Raw genomic sequence first — 16103 nt, forward strand, 5'->3', positions numbered from 1 at the left:
CTCACAGTTGGGCCGTCCTCCGCCGCCGGATCAGGAAGATGAACACCAGGCCGCCGACGACGTCGGTGATGATGCCGACCTGCACCTCCTGCGGCCGGTTGATGACCCGGCCGACGACGTCGCCGCCGATCAGCAGCACGGGTGCGGCCAGCATGGACATGGGCAGCACCCAGCGGTGGTCGACGCCGACGAGGGTGCGCACGATCTGCGGGATCATCAGCCCGATGAATGCGATCGGCCCGCAGGCGGCGGTCGCCGCGCCGCAGAGCAGGATCACCGCGAGCAGGCCGAGAATCTTGGTCCGTCCCACGTGCGCGCCGAGCGCCCGGGCGGTGTCGTCGCCGAGCGCCATCGCGTTGAACCCGGGGGCGAGCGCCAGCGCCAGCAGCATGCCCGCGCCGATGACCGGCCCGAGCACGTAGAGCTGTTCGGGGTCGCGGTTCGCCAGGGAGCCGATGATCCAGAACCGGTAACGGTCGAGCGCGGCCCGGTCGGCGAGTTGTAGCGCCTGGTTGAGGCCGACGAGGACGTACTGCACGGCGATGCCGGCGAGGACGAAGCGCGCGGCCGACGCGCCGGAGTTGCCGGTGCTCACGCCGTACACGAGCACGGTCGCGACGACCGCACCGGCGAAGGCGAACCAGACCAGCGCGGCCGGCCCGGTGACCCCGAACAGCGTGATGCCGATGACGATCGCCGCCGCGGCGCCCTGGTTGATGCCGAACAGCCCCGGATCCGACAGCGGGTTGCGGGTGAGCACCTGCATGATGCAGCCGGCCAGCCCGAGCGCGGCACCGGCGAGCAGCCCGAGAACGGTGCGCGGGATGCGCAGTTCGCGCACGACGGTGTCGGTGTCGGTGCCGCTGGGGGAGAAGAGCGCGTGCCACACGTCGCCGAGCGGGATGGCGCGGCTGCCGACGGCGATGCTGAGCAGGCAGACGACCACCAGCGCGGCGAGAACGCCGATGAGTCCGAGCAGCCGGGTGGAGATCCGGCGTTTGGGGCCGCTACGGGTGGGGTCGTCGAAGAGAGCGCCGGTGGGCGGCGTCTCGGTTGCGACACCTGTGCTCAACGGTGCTCCCGGTGGACTGATCAAGGTGTGCTGTTTCGCACCTTGCCCGAACATGCCATCACCCGCATTATTAGGCAAGCCTTACCTCAAATGATCGTTGCAACAGCCTAAACGGAGGACGTTTCCCATGGCCAGCCGGTACCCACAGTTATCTGCCACACGCCGGAGCTTCCTCGCCGGCGCGCTCGGCATCGGTGCCGCGACCGTGCTCGCCGCGTGCGGTGGAGACGACAGCGGTTCCGAGGACTCCGGCGCTTCGGGCGGCCCGTTCGAGTTCACCGACGACCGCGGCAAGAAGATCTCGCTCCCGGCCGCACCGAAGAAGATCGTCGCCCAGGTCGGCGCCGCCGCCGCGCTCTGGGACTTCGGCGTGCAATCCGTCGGGATCTTCGGCCCCTCGAAGAAGGCCGACGGCAGCCCCGACCCGCAGGCCGGCCGCATCGACCAGTCGAAGACCACCTCGCTCGGCAATGCCTGGGGCGAGTTCAACGTCGAGAAGTACCTGTCGCTCGCGCCCGAGCTGCTGGTCAGCGTCATGTACGGCACCGGCAAGCTCTGGTACGTGCCGGACGACTCGGCCTCGAAGATCGAGCAGATCGCGCCGACCGTCGGCCTGGAGATCGCCAAGGTCAAGCTGACCGACGCGATCGCCAAGTTCGAGAAGCTCGCCGCCGCGCTCGGCGCCGACGTCAAGGCCTCCTCGGTCACCGACGCCAAGGCCAAGTTCGACGCGGCCACCAAGGACCTGCAGGCGGCCGGCACCGCCAAGTCCGATGTGAAGGTCATCGTCCTCGCCGCCGCCCAGGACAACGTGTACTGCGCCAACCCGGTGATGTACCCGGACCTGCAGCACTACGTGGACAACAAGGTCGGCCTCGTCGTCCCGCAGAAGCCGGACGCGGAGAGCCCGTTCTGGGAGACGCTCAGCTGGGAGAACGTCGGCAAGTACCCGGCCGACGTGATCTTCCTCGACGCGCGCACCCAGTCGCTGCAGCCCGACCAGCTCAAGAGCAACGCCGCGTGGGCGAAGCTGCCCGCCGTCGTCAACAACCAGATCATCCCGTGGTACTCCGAGGAGCCGCTGAGCTACCCGGGCTACAGCACGAAGATCGCCGACCTGGCCGCCGGGCTCAACAAGGCCAAGAAAGTCACCTGATGTACGCGATGTTCCCGCTGCGGGTGGCCCGGGTCGAGCGGGTCACCCCGCACATGATCAGGGTCACCCTCGGCGGCACCGTTCTGCAGGACTTCGCCACCAGCGGGCCGGACCAGCGGGTGAAGCTCTTCTTCCCGGTGGCCGGTGTCGACGAGCCGCCGATCCTCGAGGGTGGGCTGCGCTGGTACGAGGTGTGGTGCGCGACGCCGGTCGAGTCCCGGCCGGTCATGCGGACCTACACGATCAGGGCCCACCGTCCCGAGGTGCACGAGATCGACATCGATTTCTACGACCACGGGGACATCGGGCCGGCGTCGGCGTGGGCCCGCCGGGCCGGTGCCGGTTCCCCCATAACGGTCCTGGGGCCGACCGGGTCGAACAGCGGCGGTGCCGACCACAACCCGCCGGCGGACGCCGCATGGCAGTTGATCACCGGCGACGAGACCGCGCTGCCGGCGATCTCCCGGATCGTCGAGGCCGCGCCGGCCCACGCGGACCTGCGGGTCTACGTCGAGGTCGCCGACGCCGCCGAACGCCAGGACCTCCCGTGGGTCACCTGGGTGCTGCGCGACGGGGCGCCCGCCGGTGCCCGCCTGAACGCCGTCGTGCGCGCCGCGGACCTGCCCACGACGCCCGGCTACGCGTGGCTCGCCGGCGAGTCGGCCGGGGTCCGCGACCTGCGCCGCCACCTGGTCGGCGAACGCGGCTTCGACCGCAAGCGCATCCACTTCTGCGGATACTGGCGCAAGGGCCGCACGGAGTCCGACGCGCAGGTGACCGGCACCTGGCACGACGACGTCGAACCGGAGCGGGCAACAGCGGCGGCCTGACCTGATCCGAACATTCACCCAAGGCCCGGTCGGACATGATGGTCACGTGTCGAACGGCCTGGTGCTGCTGGTGGAGGACGAGCGGTCCATCGCCGACCTGGTGCGCCTGTACCTGACCCGGGACGGCTTCGGGGTGCACGTCGAGTACGACGGGACGGCCGGGCTCGCCGCCGCGCGGCGGTTGCGCCCGGTCGCCTGCGTCCTGGACATCTCGGTGCCGGGCATCTCCGGCACGGAGATCTGCCATCAGCTGCGCGGTTCCGGGGACTGGACGCCGGTGATCTTCCTGACCGCGCGGGACGACGAGGTGGACCGCATCGTCGGGTTCGAACTCGGCGCCGACGACTACGTGACGAAGCCGTTCAGCCCGCGGGAACTGGTGGCGCGGGTGCGGGCGGTCGTGCGGCGCAGCGCGGGTGGGCCGGAGGCCGCGGAGCGGCCGCGCGTCGCCGGGCCGGTCACCCTGGACCCCGGCCGGCGGCTGGTCACCGTCGACGGTGTGCCCGTGGAGCTGACGTCGACGGAGTTCGACCTGCTGGCGTACCTGATGGGGCGGCCGGGGCGGGTCTTCACCCGCGAGGAGCTGCTGTCGACGGTGTGGGGCTACGCGTCCCACGCGGGCACCCGGACGGTGGACGTTCACGTGGCGCAGGTGCGGGCCAAGCTCGGCGCCGCGTCGACGGTGATCCGTACCCACCGCGGCGTCGGGTACTCCTGTGCGTCATAGCGTGCGGCTGCGCACCCTCACCTCCCGCGCGGTGCTCGCCGGCGTGGCCGTCGCCCTGCTGTCCGTGCTGGTCACCGCCATGGTCGCCGCGCCGTTGGCGGCCCGCGCCGCCGAGCGTCAGGCCCGCGACTCGCTGCGGACCCAGGCCGGGATCATGGGGGAACTCCTCCGTAGCCGCCTGCAGAGCCCGCGCACCGTCGACGAGCAGCGCCTGGTCGCGCAGTGGCGCACGCTCGGCATCGACGCGTACCTGATCCGGGGCGGGCGGGCCGACCGTCCGGGGCTGCCGGCGGCGCTGGTCAGCCGCGTGGCGGGCGGGCAGGCGTTCTCCGGCAAGCGGCTGGTCGGTGGGCGCATGGCGCTCGTCGAGGGGCGTCCGCTCGGCAACGGCAACGGGGTCGTGCTCGCCCGGCACCTCGCCACCGGGTTCTGGCGGCAGGTGCTCGGCGCGATGGGACTGCCGCTCACCGCCGGGCTCGCGGCGGGTGTGCTGGCCGGGACGCTGCTCGGGCGACGGCTCGCGCGGCCGATCCGGCACGCCGCCGGGGCCGCCAACCGGCTCCGGGCCGGCGAGCGCGGGGTGCGGCTGAACGTCGAGCCGCCGCAGGAGGTGGCCGACCTGGCCTTCTCCCTGAACGCGTTGGCCGCCGCCCTGGAGGTGAGCGAGGGGCGGCAGCGGGAGTTCCTGCTGTCGGTGTCGCACGAGTTGCGCACGCCGCTGACCGCGATCCGGGGCTACGCCGAGGCGCTCGCCGACGGGGTGGTCGAGGGCGACGCGGCCGTTCGGGCCGGGGAGACCGTGCTGGGCCAGGCGCAGCAGCTCGAACGGCTGGTCACCGACCTGCTGGCGCTCGCGCGGCTGGACGCGGTGGAGTTCGCGCTGGCACCGATGGAGGTCGACCTGAGCGGCCTCGTGCGGGACGCGGCCCAGGCGTGGGCGCCCCGCTGCGCCGCCGAGGGGGTCGAACTGCGCGTCGAGGCGCCGGCCGGCGTGGTGCGGGCGTTCACCGATCCGGGGCGCACCCGCCAGATCCTCGACGGGCTGCTCGACAACGCCCTGCGCGTGGTGCCGGCGGGGGCGCCGGTGGTGCTCTGCGCCCGTTCCCCCGCGATCCTGGAGATCCGTGACGGCGGGCCGGGACTGTCCGACGCGGACCTCGCCGTCGCCTTCGACAAGGGCGCGCTGAACCGCCGCTACCAGGGCGTCCGCCCGGTCGGCAGCGGCCTCGGGCTGGCCCTGGTCGCCGGCCTCGCCCGCCGCCTGAACGGCCACATCGAGGCCGGCCACGCCCCCGAGGGCGGCGCACGCTTCACCGTCGCGCTGCCCTTACCTGATCCGAACACGCGGCGAACGAATCCCTGGCCCGGCGCCACGACAGTGGTCCCCGACGCAGAGGAGGAACGGCGATGAGGCGCTTGTACACGGTGACGGCGATCGCGGTCACCACGCTGGGGCTGCTGCTCGGCGGCTGCGCCGGCACCGACGAACCGGCCGGTACCGGCAGCACGGACACATCGGTCGAGGTCGACGACGCACTGAGCGTGGAGGCGCAGGCGCTGGTGGCGCTCGGCTACGACGACGCCGACGTGGCGACGGTGCCGATGGCCGACCCGGCACCGTCGGCATCGGCTTCGGCGAAGGACCGCGGTGCCCGGCGCGGGCGGCACGCGGGGCGGGTCATGTTGCGCCGCAACACGTTGCACGGCGAGGCGGTCGTCGAGACCAAGGACGGCCCGAGGACCGTGGTGGTCCAGCGCGGCGCGGTCACCGCGGTCAACGGCGAGACGTTGACCGTGACGTCGACCGACGGCTTCGTGCTGACGTGGACGTTCGGCGCGGACACGAAGATCGTCAAGGAACGCGCGCAGGTCGCCAAGGACCAGATCAAGGCCGGCGACCAGGTGGGCGTGGCCGGCGTCAAGGAGGGCGACAAGAACGTCGCGCGCCTGGTCGTGGTGCCGAAGCCCAAGTAAATGAAGGTTTGTCGCCACGGCGGCCCCGCGGATCCTCGCGGCGGCCGCCGGACGGCCTCCGCGACCCATCCCCGTAACGTGGCGCACACGTGCCTGTGACGGATCGATCCTAGGTTCGGCCGATGGTGCGTCGGGTCCGGTCGGCCGAGCGCACGGACCGGTCCGCGGCGGCGGTGTCGATGCTCGACGTGACGCGCCGGTTCGGTGCGACGCTCGCACTCGACGGGGTCCACTTCGAGACCACCGGCGGGGAAGTCCACGGGTTGCTGGGCGCACCCGGTGCCGGCAAGACCACGCTGATGCGCATCCTCGCCGGTGCGGACCGGCCGGACCGGGGCGTGGTGACGGTCGGCGGGGCCGTGGTCACCGGCGCCGACGTGCGCCTGATGCGCGCGGCCGGCGTGGCGCTGGTCCAGCGGCACCACACCCTCGTGCCCACGCTGACCGCGGGGGAGAACCTCATCCTGGCCCGCCCGACGGGACGGCTGCGGGGCGGCACCCGCGCCGCCCGCCAACGGGTCGAACGCCTCGCCGACCGGTACGCGCTGGCGGTGCGTTCGGACGTTCCCACAGGAGAACTGTCGGACGACGAACGCTGGCGCCTGGAACTCCTGCGCGCGCTGGACGCGGACGCCCGGCTCCTCCTGCTGGACGAGCCGGCCGACGACCTCGTCGGCGCCTTCCGCCGGATCGTGGACGAGGGCCGCTCCGTGGTGGTGGCCACCGGCCGGCCGGAGATCGTGCTGGCCGGCTGCGACCGGGTGACCGTCCTGCGCGCGGGACGGGTGGCCCTGTCCGGCGCACCGGTCGACGGACTGGCCGCCACCACGCTGAACGGCCTGCTCACCGGGCCGGCGCTGCCCCCGGCCCCGATCGCGGTGCCGGGCCCGCCGCGGCGCATCCGCCTCACGGTGACCGGCGCGACCCTGGACCGCCTGCGGGAGGCCGAACTGTCGGTCAGCGGCGGCGAGATCCTCGGCGTCGTCGGCCTCGACGGCAACGGCCAGCACGAACTGGAGCAGCTGCTGGCCGGGCTGCGGGCACCGGAGGGCGGCCGGGTGGAGGTCGACGGCGTGCCGGTGCCGGTGGGCGACGCGAAGGCGCGCATCGCGGCCGGCGTCGCGTACCTGCCCGGCGACGGCGCCCGGCCGGCCCGGTGGCGCCCCGCGCTGCGGCAACGCCTGCGGGCCGGGCCGGACGCCGACGCCCGTCGCCTCCTGGTCGCCCGCGAACTGAGCGGCCGCCCGAAGGTGGTGGTGGCCGCCTACCCGACCCGGGGGCTGGACCCGGCGACGACGCGCGCGATCGTGCAGCGGGTGATCGCGGCGGCGGCGCGCGGGGCGGCGGTGGTCTGGTTCGGCGCCGACCTCGACGAACTGTTCACCGTCGCGGACCGCGTGATGGTCCTGGCGGCCGGCGAGGCCCTGGGCTTCTTCCACCCGCCGTGGGACCGGGGCGCGATAGCCCGCGCGATGACCGGCTGGCCCTCGTAGCGGTTACGTCAGGGACGCGGCGTACGTGTCGCGCAGGGCCTCCCAGCCGTGGTCCTTCGCGGCCTCGCCGCGGATCGGTTCGACCTCCTTGCCGGCCAGGAGGTCGTCGGCGACGTCGAGGCACAGGTGCCAGCCGGCGGCGACCATGGCGGCCAGGTCCCGGCCCTCCACGGTGTGGTGCAGCGTCAGCAGGGTGCCGGTCGGCGTGGGGGTCAGTTCCCAGCGGAGCAGATCCTCGTCCCACGTGTACTCCAGCAGGGTCGGGCGCTCGGCCCGGACGATCCGCGCCGGCAGCGGCACCCGCGCGTCGCCGTCGATCATCGTCAGCGTGGCGTCGCCGGGCGCGTCGAGGCTGCGGTCCGTCTCGAACGGCGACCATTTCGCCAGGTGCTCCGGATCGGTGAGTGCGGTCCACACCTGCTCCGGGGGATGCGGCAGTTCGCGGGTGAACACCAGGGTCCAACGCGCGCCGTCGGCATGCACGGTCGCCGAGGTCATGATCACTCCTGACGGTCGAGGTGACGCTCGAGGGCGTCGAGGTGGTGCGTCCACAGTCGCCGGTACGGGGCGAGCCAGTCGTCGACCTGGCGCAGCGCCCGGAGGTCGATCCGGTAGATGCGCTGCTGCGCGGCCGTGCGGCTGGCGACGAAACCGGCGTCGCGCAGCACTTTCAGGTGCTTGGAGACGGTGGGCTGGCTGACGCCGAGCGCCGCCACCAGTTCGCCGACGCTGCACTCCGTGGTGCGGAGGCGGTCGAGGATGAGGCGGCGGGTCGGTTCGGCCAGGACGGCGAACGCATCTGACACGGCCTAATATGCCTCCGCTCGTATATGCCTGTCAAGGAATGTTAGTGTCCCGCCCAACGGCGCTGGAGATCTTCGAGGTCCCAGGTCAGGCGGCCGGTGTGCAGGTCGTCACGCACGCCCTCGACCCAGCGCAGTTCGGCGCGGGTGACGGCCTCGCGCCACTCCTCCTCGAGCAGGAAGATCCGGTCCAGCCCGGGAACGTTCTCCAGGTCGGCGGCGGCGGTCTTGAGGCGTTCCGCCAGGGTGGCCGCGCGGGCGTCGAGCCACTCGGCCACCCGGTCGGGGGTGATCCGCGCCAACGACGCGAGCGCGGCCGGGAACTCCGGGAACTCCCGCGCCGGGGCCGAGACCATGTCGCGCAGCCAGCCGTCGAGGGTCCCGACGCCCTCGTCGGTGATCGTGTACACGGTGCGCTCCGGGCGGGTCCCGGCGCGTTCGGTCTCGTGCACCCGGACGAGTCCGGCCCGCAGCAGTCGGTCGATGGTCTGGTAGACGCTGTTGCGCTGGCTGACGTTCGCCACCGAGTCCTTGCGGCGGTACTTGATCAGGTGCTGCATCCGGTAGGCGTGCATCGGCTCCTCCGCCAGCAGGCTCAGCACCACCACCGCCAGCGGCGAACGCCGGTGTTCCGTCATGAGCGCGACTTTACGCGTGCAAGCTTATAGTCATCATATGTATAGTCACGTCATGACTAATAAGAGGGCGCTGGTCATCGGGGGCGGCATCGCCGGATCGGTGACCGCGATCGCGCTGCGGCGGGTCGGGTTCGACGTGGTGGTGCACGAGGCGTACGACCGCACGGCCGACGGCGTCGGCTCCTACCTGACCCTCGCGGTCAACGGCGTGCGCGCACTGCGCGGCCTCGGACTGGACGCTCCCGTGCTGCGGGCCGGCGTCCCGACCACCCGCATGGCCATCGAACTGGGCTCCGGCCGCCACCTGGCCGAGTGGGCCGACCCGCCGTCGTCGGACGGCATCGAGACCACCACCATCCTGCGCAGCGACCTGTACACCGACCTGCGCGACGAGGCCGTGCGGGCGGGCGTGGCGGTGCGGTACGGGCACCGGCTGGTGGACGTCTCGTCGGACGGCCGGACGGTCACCGCGGTCTTCGCCGACGGTTCCACGGACACCGGCGACCTGCTGATCGGGGCCGACGGGCTGCGTTCCCGGGTACGCACGCTGATCGATCCGGCGGCGCCGGCCGCGAGCTACATCGGGCTGCTCAACACGGCCGGTTTCGCGCACGGCGTGCGTCTGCCCGACAAGCGGCCCGGCACGCTCTACCTGTCCTTCGGCAAGCGCTGCTTCTTCGGCTACCTGCCGGTGCCGGACGGGTTCGGGCACGACGGGGAGGTGTGGTGGTTCGCCAACCCGCCGCGCCGCACCGAGCCGTCCCGCGCCGAACTGGCCAACGTCTCACCCGAGCAGTGGCGCACCCGGCTGATCGAGCTGTTCTCCGTGGACTCCGGGCCGGCCGTGGAGCTGATCGAGGCGAGCACGGGAATCCTCGCCGGCTGGGCGACGTACGACTTCCCGAGCGTGCCGGTGTGGCACCGCGATCGCATGGTCATCATCGGCGACGCCGCGCATGCCGCATCCCCGTCCTCCGGCCAGGGCGCGTCGATGGCGGTCGAGGACGCGGTCGTGCTCGCCGGGTGTCTCGAGCGGCACGCCGAGGTGCCCGTGGCGTTCGCCGCGTACGAGGCCGCCCGCCGCGAACGGGTCGAGAGGGTGGTCGCGGCCGGCCGGCGCAACGGCAGCCAGAAGGTGCCCGGGCCGCTCGGTCGGGTGGCCCGCGACGTGATGCTGCGGGCGTTCTTCTCCGCTCCGGTGCAGCGCCGGCGCCGGGCCGACGACCTCGCGTGGGTGCGCGAGTACGACGCCGCGTCAGTGTGAGCGGGGTGCGGCGGTGCTCGCCCGGACCACCAGCTCCGGCGCCAGCACCACCTGGCCGGCGTCGCGGTTGCCGTTCGCGATCTGGGCCAGCAGGACGTCTATGCCGCGCCGGCCCAACTCGGCGAAGTCCTGGCGGACGGTGGTCAGCGGCGGCAGGAAGTACCCGGAGTCCGGCATGTCGTCGAAGCCGACCACGGAGACGTCGTCCGGCACCCGCCGGCCCGCCTCGTGCAGGGCGCGCAGCACGCCGAGCGCGATCTGGTCGTTGGCGCAGAAGATCGCGGTGACGGTCGGGTCGACGGCGAGGATGCGGCCGCGTTCGTAGCCCGAACGGGCCGTCCACTCCTGGGGCAGCACCGGGGGCACGATCGCGCCGGCCGCGTAGAGCGTGCCGCGCCAGCCCTCGACGCGTTCGGCCGCCTCGGGCCAGTCCGACGGGCCGGCCACGTGGTGGACCGTGCGATGGCCCAGGTCGAGCAGGTGCCGCGTGGCGAGGGCGGCGCCGGCCGCGTTGTCGATGCGCACGGTCGGCACGTGGGTGTCGGCGGCGCCCACTCCCACGCAGGGCAGGCCGGCCGGGACCTCGGCGAGCGCGTGCGAGACGGCCGGATTGGGCGCGATCGCCACTATCCCCTCGACGGACTGCTGGCTGAGGCGGTCGACCGCCTGCAGGACCGAGTCGCGTTCGAGCGTGCGGATCGTGGCGACGCTGACGAAGTAGCCGGCGGTGCGGGCGGCGTCCTCGATGCCGTAGAGCATGGAGGCCGGGCCGAAGAGCGTGGTCTCGTAGCCGACGATGCCGAGCGTGCCGGAGCGCCGCGTGACGAGCGTGCGGGCGGCGAGGTTGCGCCGGTAGTTCAGCGCGCGCATCGCCTCCAGCACCCTGGTGCGGGTCTCCTGGCGGACGTTCGGGTGCTCGTTGAGCACGCGCGAGACGGTCTGGTGGGAGACGCCGGCGAGGCGGGCGACGTCGCGCATCACGGAGCCGCGGGGGCGCGGGGCCACCACCGTGCGGGGCTCGTCGGCCGGGACGCCCTCGGGCGCCGGATCGGCTTCTCCGGAAACGGGCTGGCCCAGCGTCATGGCGGCTCCCTGACCTCCCGTCCCGTCCCGCTTGTCGAGCGGTCGAGACCTTCCTGTTATCGGTCACACCATAGTGACACCGGGAGCCAGGACCGGCTGCTGACGATCGGTCGGATGATCCACCGCAACATGCCGGAAACGATGCGCGACGCGGTCTTGACGTCCCGGATGAGAACGGTAACACTCTCGAAACGCGGTGAGTGACAGGCGCCACTACCGCCAGTTTCACCCGGTGGGACCGGCGCGCCTTGCCGGCCTCGTCGGCCGCACGCGACGGTCGTCGGCGGTGAGTATATACGCCGGCGAATGCCGCTCAAGATCATGAATGTTAACGGTCACGTGACAAGTTGTCACCGCCGACGCCGTACCGGATGGGCGAAAGCGGTCGCGCCGCTACACGCGGTAACCGGAAACACTCGGTGATCGCACCGAGAGGGTCTTTCGAGCAGGAGGACGTTGTGTTCAGGAAAGTGGCCACGGCCGCGCTTGGCGGTTTACTGGTCGCCGCCGCGTTGACCGCGTGCGGTGGTGCTGACGAATCCGGCAGCGGCAACGACGACGGCAAGTTGACCATGGGCTTCGCCCAGGTCGGTGCCGAGAGCGGCTGGCGTACCGCCAACACCAAGTCGGTCCAGGAAGCGGCCGCCGCCGCCGGGATCGAGCTGAAGTTCTCCGACGCGCAGCAGAAGCAGGAGAACCAGATCAAGGCCATCCGTAGCTACATCGCGCAGAAGGTGGACGTCATCGCCTTCTCGCCGGTCGTGGAGACCGGATGGGACCAGGTGCTCAAGGAGGCGAAGGACGCGAAGATCCCGGTCATCCTCACCGACCGGGCCGTCGACTCCAAGGACACCTCGCTGTACAAGACGTTCATCGGCTCGGACTTCGTGCTCGAGGGCAAGAAGGCCGGCGAGTGGCTGGTGAAGGAGTACCAGGGCAAGAGCGACACCGTGAACATCGTGGAGCTGCAGGGCACCACGGGTTCCGCCCCCGCGAACGACCGCAAGAGCGGCTTCGCCGACGTGATCAAGGCCGACCCGAAGTTCAAGGTGATCGCCTCGCAGACCGGCGAGTTCACCCGGGCCAAGGGCAAGGAGGTCATGGAGGCGTTCCTCAAGGCGAACCCCAAGATCGACGTGCTGTACGCGCACAACGACGACATGGGGCTCGGTGCCATCGAGGCGATCGAGGCGGCCGGCAAGAAGCCGGGTGTCGACATCAAGATCATCACCGTGGACGCGGTGAAGGACGGCATGACGGCGCTCGCCGCCGGCAAGATCAACTTCATCGTGGAGTGCAGCCCGCTGCTCGGCCCACAGCTGATGGATCTGGCCAAGAAGGTCGTCGCCGGTGAGACCGTTCCCCAGCGGGTGCTCACCGAGGAGACCACGTTCACCCCGGAGCAGGCCAAGGCGGTCCTGCCGGAGCGCAAGTACTGACGATGTCGAGGGCCGCCCCCGCCACCCCTGGGGGCGGCCCCCACACGCGAGGAGGGGGGTTGACGATGGACGAGATCCTGACCATGCGGGGGATCGGCAAGCGGTTCCCGGGCGTCGTCGCGCTCGACGGCGTCGACTTCACGCTGCGCGCCGGCGAGGTGCACGCGCTCCTCGGCGAGAACGGCGCCGGCAAGTCGACCCTGATCAAGCTGCTCACCGGCGTGTACGACATCGACGCCGGCGAGATCCGGCTGGACGGCGTACCGGTGCGCTTCACCGGGCCGGGCCAGGCCCAGGCGGCCGGCATCAGCACCGTCTACCAGGAAGTGAACCTCTGCCCCAACCTCTCGGTGGCGGAGAACATCATGATCGGCCGGGAGCCGCGCCGGTTCGGCAAGATCAGCTGGTCGAAGGTGCGTCAGCACGCCGGCGCGCTGGTCGCCCGCCTCGACCTCAGCGTCGACGTGACGGCGCCGCTGTCGTCGTACTCGATCGCCGTTCAGCAGATGATCGCCATCGCGCGCGCCGTGGACGTCTCGGCGAAGGTGCTCATCCTCGACGAGCCGACGTCCAGCCTGGACGCCTCCGAGGTGCAGCAGCTCTTCGCGCTCATGCGGCGGCTGCGCGACGACGGCGTCGCCATCGTCTTCGTCTCCCACTTCCTCGACCAGGTCTACGAGATCGCGGACCGGATCACCGTTCTGCGCAACGGGGGGCTCGTGGGTGAGTGGGCGGTCGCCGACCTGCCGCAGCTCGCGCTGGTCGAGAAGATGATCGGTAAAGAGCTTTCCGCGTTGGAACGCCTCGAGGAGCAGGGCCGCCCCTCCGTCGCCGCGCTGGAACGCGGGGCGCCACTGGTGGCCGCCGACGGGGTGGGCCGGGCCGGCAGCATCACGCCGTTCGACCTCACGATCCACAAGGGTGAGGTGGTCGGCCTGGCGGGTCTGCTCGGATCCGGACGCACCGAGGTGGCCCGGCTGCTCTTCGGCGCCGACCGGGCCGACTCCGGCACGATCCAGATCGACGGGAAGCCGGTCGCGATGCGCGGCCCGGGCACCGCGATGACCCACGGGATGGCGTTCTGCTCGGAGAACCGCCGCACGGAGGGCCTCGTCGAGGAGCTGACCGTGCGGGAGAACATCATCCTCGCGCTGCAGGCGCGGCGCGGCTGGTCCCGGCCGCTGTCCCGGCGCCGCCAGGACGAACTCGTCAGCAAGTACATCAAGGCGCTCGACATCCGACCGGCCGACCCGGACCGACCGGTGCGCAACCTGTCCGGCGGGAACCAGCAGAAGGTGCTGCTGGCGCGCTGGCTGATCACCGAGCCGCGGCTGCTGATCATCGACGAACCGACGCGGGGCATCGACGTCGGCGCGAAGACCGAGATCCAGAAGCTGGTGGCCGAGCTGTCCGACGGCGGGATGGCGGTGCTGTTCATCTCCGCCGAACTGGAAGAGGTGCTCCGGTTGAGCCACAAGATCGCCGTTCTGCGGGAACGGCGGCTCGTCGAGGTACTGGAGAACGACGACGCGGTGGACCAGGATCGCATCATGGCCACCATCGCGGGAGGCAATCCGTGAAAGCTGTGGTGCGGCACCGGCTCTTCTGGCCGGCCGTGATGCTTGTGGTGCTGCTGATCGGCAACACGTTCTACTCGCCGAGCTTCCTGAAGGTGACCCTGCGGGACGGGCACTTCTACGGCTCGCTGGTGGACATCCTGCGTTCGGCGACGCCGCTGGCTCTGGTGGCGCTGGGCATGACCGTGGTGATCGCGACGGCCGGCATCGACCTGTCCGTCGGTTCGGTCATGGCGATCTCGGGCGCGACGGCGTGCCTGTGGATCAGCGAGCTGGGCGACCAGAACGCGGTCGGCGGCGTGCTGGTGGCCGTCGCGCTGGCGCTGCTGCTGTCGCTGGTGCTCGGCGTCTGGAACGGCTTCCTCGTGGCGGCCATCGGGATCCAGCCGATCATCGCCACGCTGATCCTCATGGTGGCCGGCCGCGGCATCGCGCAGCTCATCACCGGCGGCCAGATCATCACGGTGAACTCCTCGCCGTACAAGGTGATCGGCGCCGGCTACGCGCTCGCGATACCGGTGTCGGTGATCATCGTGGCGGTGTTCGTGGCGGTCGCCGCGGTGCTGGTGCGGCGTTCGGCGCTCGGGCTGCTGGTCGAGTCGGTGGGCGGCAACCCGACGGCCAGCCGCCTGGCCGGCATCAAGTCGGCGCGCTACATCTGGATCGCCTACGTCTTCGCCGGGCTGTGCGCCGGGATCGCCGGCCTCATCTTCAGTTCGAACGTCTCCAGCGCCGACGGCAACAACGCCGGCAATCTCATCGAGCTGGACGCGATCCTGGCGGTGGTGATCGGCGGGACGGCCCTCACCGGCGGCCGGTTCTCGATCGCGGGCAGCATCCTCGGCGCGGTGGTCATCAAGACCCTCGACATCACCATCTACACCGTCGGGGTGCCGACCAGTTCCACCCTGCTCTTCAAGGCGATCGTCGTGATCGCCCTGTGCCTGGCCCAATCGCCGGCGTTCCGGGCGAAGTTCGCGCGGCGGCGTAGTGCAGCGGAGGCGACGGCATGATCGACGTTGGAACACCGGGGACCGCCACCGCCGTCGCGCGGGTGCCGCTCTCCAAGAAGAGGCCGCAGAAGCGGCACATCCCGGTGCTCGCCACGGCGGCGCTCTTCGGGCTCATGTACCTCGTCGGCGTGGTCAGCTACCCGGGCTTCTCCGACACGCAGATCCTGCTGAACATCTTCATCGACAACGCGTTCCTGCTGGTCGTGGCCGTGGGGATGACGTTCGTGATCCTGACCGGCGGGATCGACCTGTCGGTGGGCGCCGTGGTCGCCCTGACGACGATGATCTCCGCGGTGCTGTTGCGGGAGAACTGGCCGGCCGGCGCGGTGCTGCCGCTCGTGCTCCTCGTCGGGACCCTGCTCGGCCTCGCGATGGGCTGCATCATCCACTTCTTCGAGGTGCCGCCGTTCATCGCGACGCTCGCGGGGATGTTCCTCGCGCGCGGGCTGTGCTTCGTGATCAGCGACGCGTCGATCCCGATCACGAACTCCACCTGGACCGGGATCGCCGACGTGCGCATCTGGTTCGGCGGGTTCCGGATCACCATCAGCGTCGTCATCGCGCTGGTCGTCCTGCTCATCGGCGCGTTCGTGCTGGCCTACACCCGGTTCGGGCGCAACGTGTACGCGCTCGGCGGCAACCAGCAGTCCGCGATGCTGATGGGGCTGCCGGTGGCGCGCACCCGGGTGGCCGTCTACACGATCAGCGGGTTCTGCTCGGCGCTCGGCGGCGTCCTGGTCAGTTTCTACATGTCGTCGGGCAACAGCCTGCATGCTCAGGGGATGGAGCTGGACGCCATCGCCGCGGTCGTCATCGGCGGCACGGTGCTCGCCGGTGGCTCGGGCTACGTGTTCGGCACGGTTCTCGGTGTGCTGGTGCTCGGCGTGATCCAGACTTTGATCACGTATGCGGACCTCAACTCGTGGTGGACGAGGATCTTCATCGGCGCGCTGCTGTTCGCGTTCATCCTGCTGCAGCGTGTGGTCAACCGCCGCACTTGAGTTTTGCGCAAACCGTCGGACCGATCGAGAGGG

At 71.3% G+C, this 16103-nt stretch carries 16 protein-coding genes; 11 read left to right on the plus strand and 5 right to left on the minus strand.

The genetic code is table 11. The features are described 5' to 3' along the window. Window position 1: 1 nt before the first annotated feature. Window positions 2-1096, minus strand: coding sequence for a FecCD family ABC transporter permease (locus tag Val02_RS09340; protein ID WP_373317878.1), 1095 nt, complete (start codon window positions 1094-1096; stop codon window positions 2-4). A gap of 103 nt (window positions 1097-1199) precedes the next feature. On the opposite strand from Val02_RS09340, the gene Val02_RS09345 reads away from it, so the two are divergent. From Val02_RS09345 to Val02_RS09370, 6 genes are all read left to right on the plus strand, one after another. Beyond that, on the plus strand, window positions 1200-2228 hold the full coding sequence (locus Val02_RS09345; RefSeq protein WP_203898556.1) for an ABC transporter substrate-binding protein: 1029 nt from the start codon (window positions 1200-1202) through the stop codon (window positions 2226-2228). Further along, on the plus strand, window positions 2228-3058 hold the full coding sequence (locus Val02_RS09350; RefSeq protein WP_203898557.1) for a siderophore-interacting protein: 831 nt from the start codon (window positions 2228-2230) through the stop codon (window positions 3056-3058). Before Val02_RS09345 ends, Val02_RS09350 begins: the two co-directional genes overlap by 1 nt. Window positions 3059-3104: 46 nt before the next feature. Next, complete coding sequence (locus Val02_RS09355) at window positions 3105-3785, plus strand: response regulator transcription factor (protein ID WP_203898558.1); 681 nt, start codon at window positions 3105-3107, stop codon at window positions 3783-3785. Next, window positions 3775-5196, plus strand: coding sequence for a HAMP domain-containing sensor histidine kinase (locus tag Val02_RS09360; protein WP_239152630.1), 1422 nt, complete (start codon window positions 3775-3777; stop codon window positions 5194-5196). The genes Val02_RS09355 and Val02_RS09360 overlap by 11 nt, the downstream gene beginning before the upstream one ends. Next, a complete protein-coding gene (locus Val02_RS09365; protein WP_203898559.1) occupies window positions 5193-5759 on the plus strand; it encodes a hypothetical protein in 567 nt (188 codons plus the stop codon). Before Val02_RS09360 ends, Val02_RS09365 begins: the two co-directional genes overlap by 4 nt. 122 nt (window positions 5760-5881) lie before the next feature. Then, entirely contained in the window at window positions 5882-7252 is a 1371-nt protein-coding gene (locus Val02_RS09370) for an ATP-binding cassette domain-containing protein (RefSeq protein ID WP_203898560.1), read from the plus strand. A gap of 3 nt (window positions 7253-7255) precedes the next feature. Here the strand turns inward: Val02_RS09370 and Val02_RS09375 are convergent, their stop codons facing one another. The 3 genes from Val02_RS09375 to Val02_RS09385 are packed head-to-tail and all read right to left on the minus strand — an operon-like array spanning window position 7256 to window position 8693. Continuing rightward, window positions 7256-7750 carry an SRPBCC domain-containing protein gene (locus Val02_RS09375; protein ID WP_203898561.1) on the minus strand — a complete coding sequence of 165 codons (495 nt, stop codon included), beginning with the start codon at window positions 7748-7750 and terminating at the stop codon, window positions 7256-7258. A gap of 2 nt (window positions 7751-7752) precedes the next feature. After that, window positions 7753-8058 carry an ArsR/SmtB family transcription factor gene (locus tag Val02_RS09380; protein ID WP_203898562.1) on the minus strand — a complete coding sequence of 102 codons (306 nt, stop codon included), beginning with the start codon at window positions 8056-8058 and terminating at the stop codon, window positions 7753-7755. Between the two features lie 41 nt (window positions 8059-8099). After that, window positions 8100-8693: a PadR family transcriptional regulator gene (locus Val02_RS09385; protein ID WP_203898563.1), complete on the minus strand. Its 594-nt coding sequence runs from the start codon at window positions 8691-8693 to the stop codon at window positions 8100-8102. 52 nt (window positions 8694-8745) lie between these two features. On the opposite strand from Val02_RS09385, the gene Val02_RS09390 reads away from it, so the two are divergent. After that, complete coding sequence (locus Val02_RS09390) at window positions 8746-9957, plus strand: FAD-dependent monooxygenase (RefSeq protein WP_203898564.1); 1212 nt, start codon at window positions 8746-8748, stop codon at window positions 9955-9957. Here Val02_RS09390 and Val02_RS09395 read toward each other — a convergent pair. Further along, entirely contained in the window at window positions 9949-10935 is a 987-nt protein-coding gene (locus Val02_RS09395) for a LacI family DNA-binding transcriptional regulator (RefSeq protein WP_203898787.1), read from the minus strand. The two genes, Val02_RS09390 and Val02_RS09395, sit on opposite strands and share 9 nt — an antisense overlap. A gap of 563 nt (window positions 10936-11498) precedes the next feature. Between Val02_RS09395 and Val02_RS09400 the strand changes: the two genes are divergently transcribed. From Val02_RS09400 to yjfF, 4 genes are all read left to right on the plus strand, one after another. Then, window positions 11499-12479, plus strand: coding sequence for an ABC transporter substrate-binding protein (locus Val02_RS09400; RefSeq protein ID WP_239152631.1), 981 nt, complete (start codon window positions 11499-11501; stop codon window positions 12477-12479). A gap of 65 nt (window positions 12480-12544) precedes the next feature. After that, on the plus strand, window positions 12545-14059 hold the full coding sequence (locus Val02_RS09405) for a sugar ABC transporter ATP-binding protein (RefSeq protein ID WP_203898566.1): 1515 nt from the start codon (window positions 12545-12547) through the stop codon (window positions 14057-14059). Next, on the plus strand, window positions 14056-15069 hold the full coding sequence (locus Val02_RS09410) for an ABC transporter permease (protein WP_239152632.1): 1014 nt from the start codon (window positions 14056-14058) through the stop codon (window positions 15067-15069). The genes Val02_RS09405 and Val02_RS09410 overlap by 4 nt, the downstream gene beginning before the upstream one ends. After that, window positions 15066-16070 carry a galactofuranose ABC transporter, permease protein YjfF gene (yjfF, locus tag Val02_RS09415; protein WP_203898567.1) on the plus strand — a complete coding sequence of 335 codons (1005 nt, stop codon included), beginning with the start codon at window positions 15066-15068 and terminating at the stop codon, window positions 16068-16070. The genes Val02_RS09410 and yjfF overlap by 4 nt, the downstream gene beginning before the upstream one ends. The last annotated feature ends 33 nt before the right edge of the window (window positions 16071-16103 follow it).

Origin of the sequence: Virgisporangium aliadipatigenens, from assembly GCF_016863615.1 — a bacterium.
GTDB classification, from domain to species: domain Bacteria; phylum Actinomycetota; class Actinomycetes; order Mycobacteriales; family Micromonosporaceae; genus Virgisporangium; species Virgisporangium aliadipatigenens.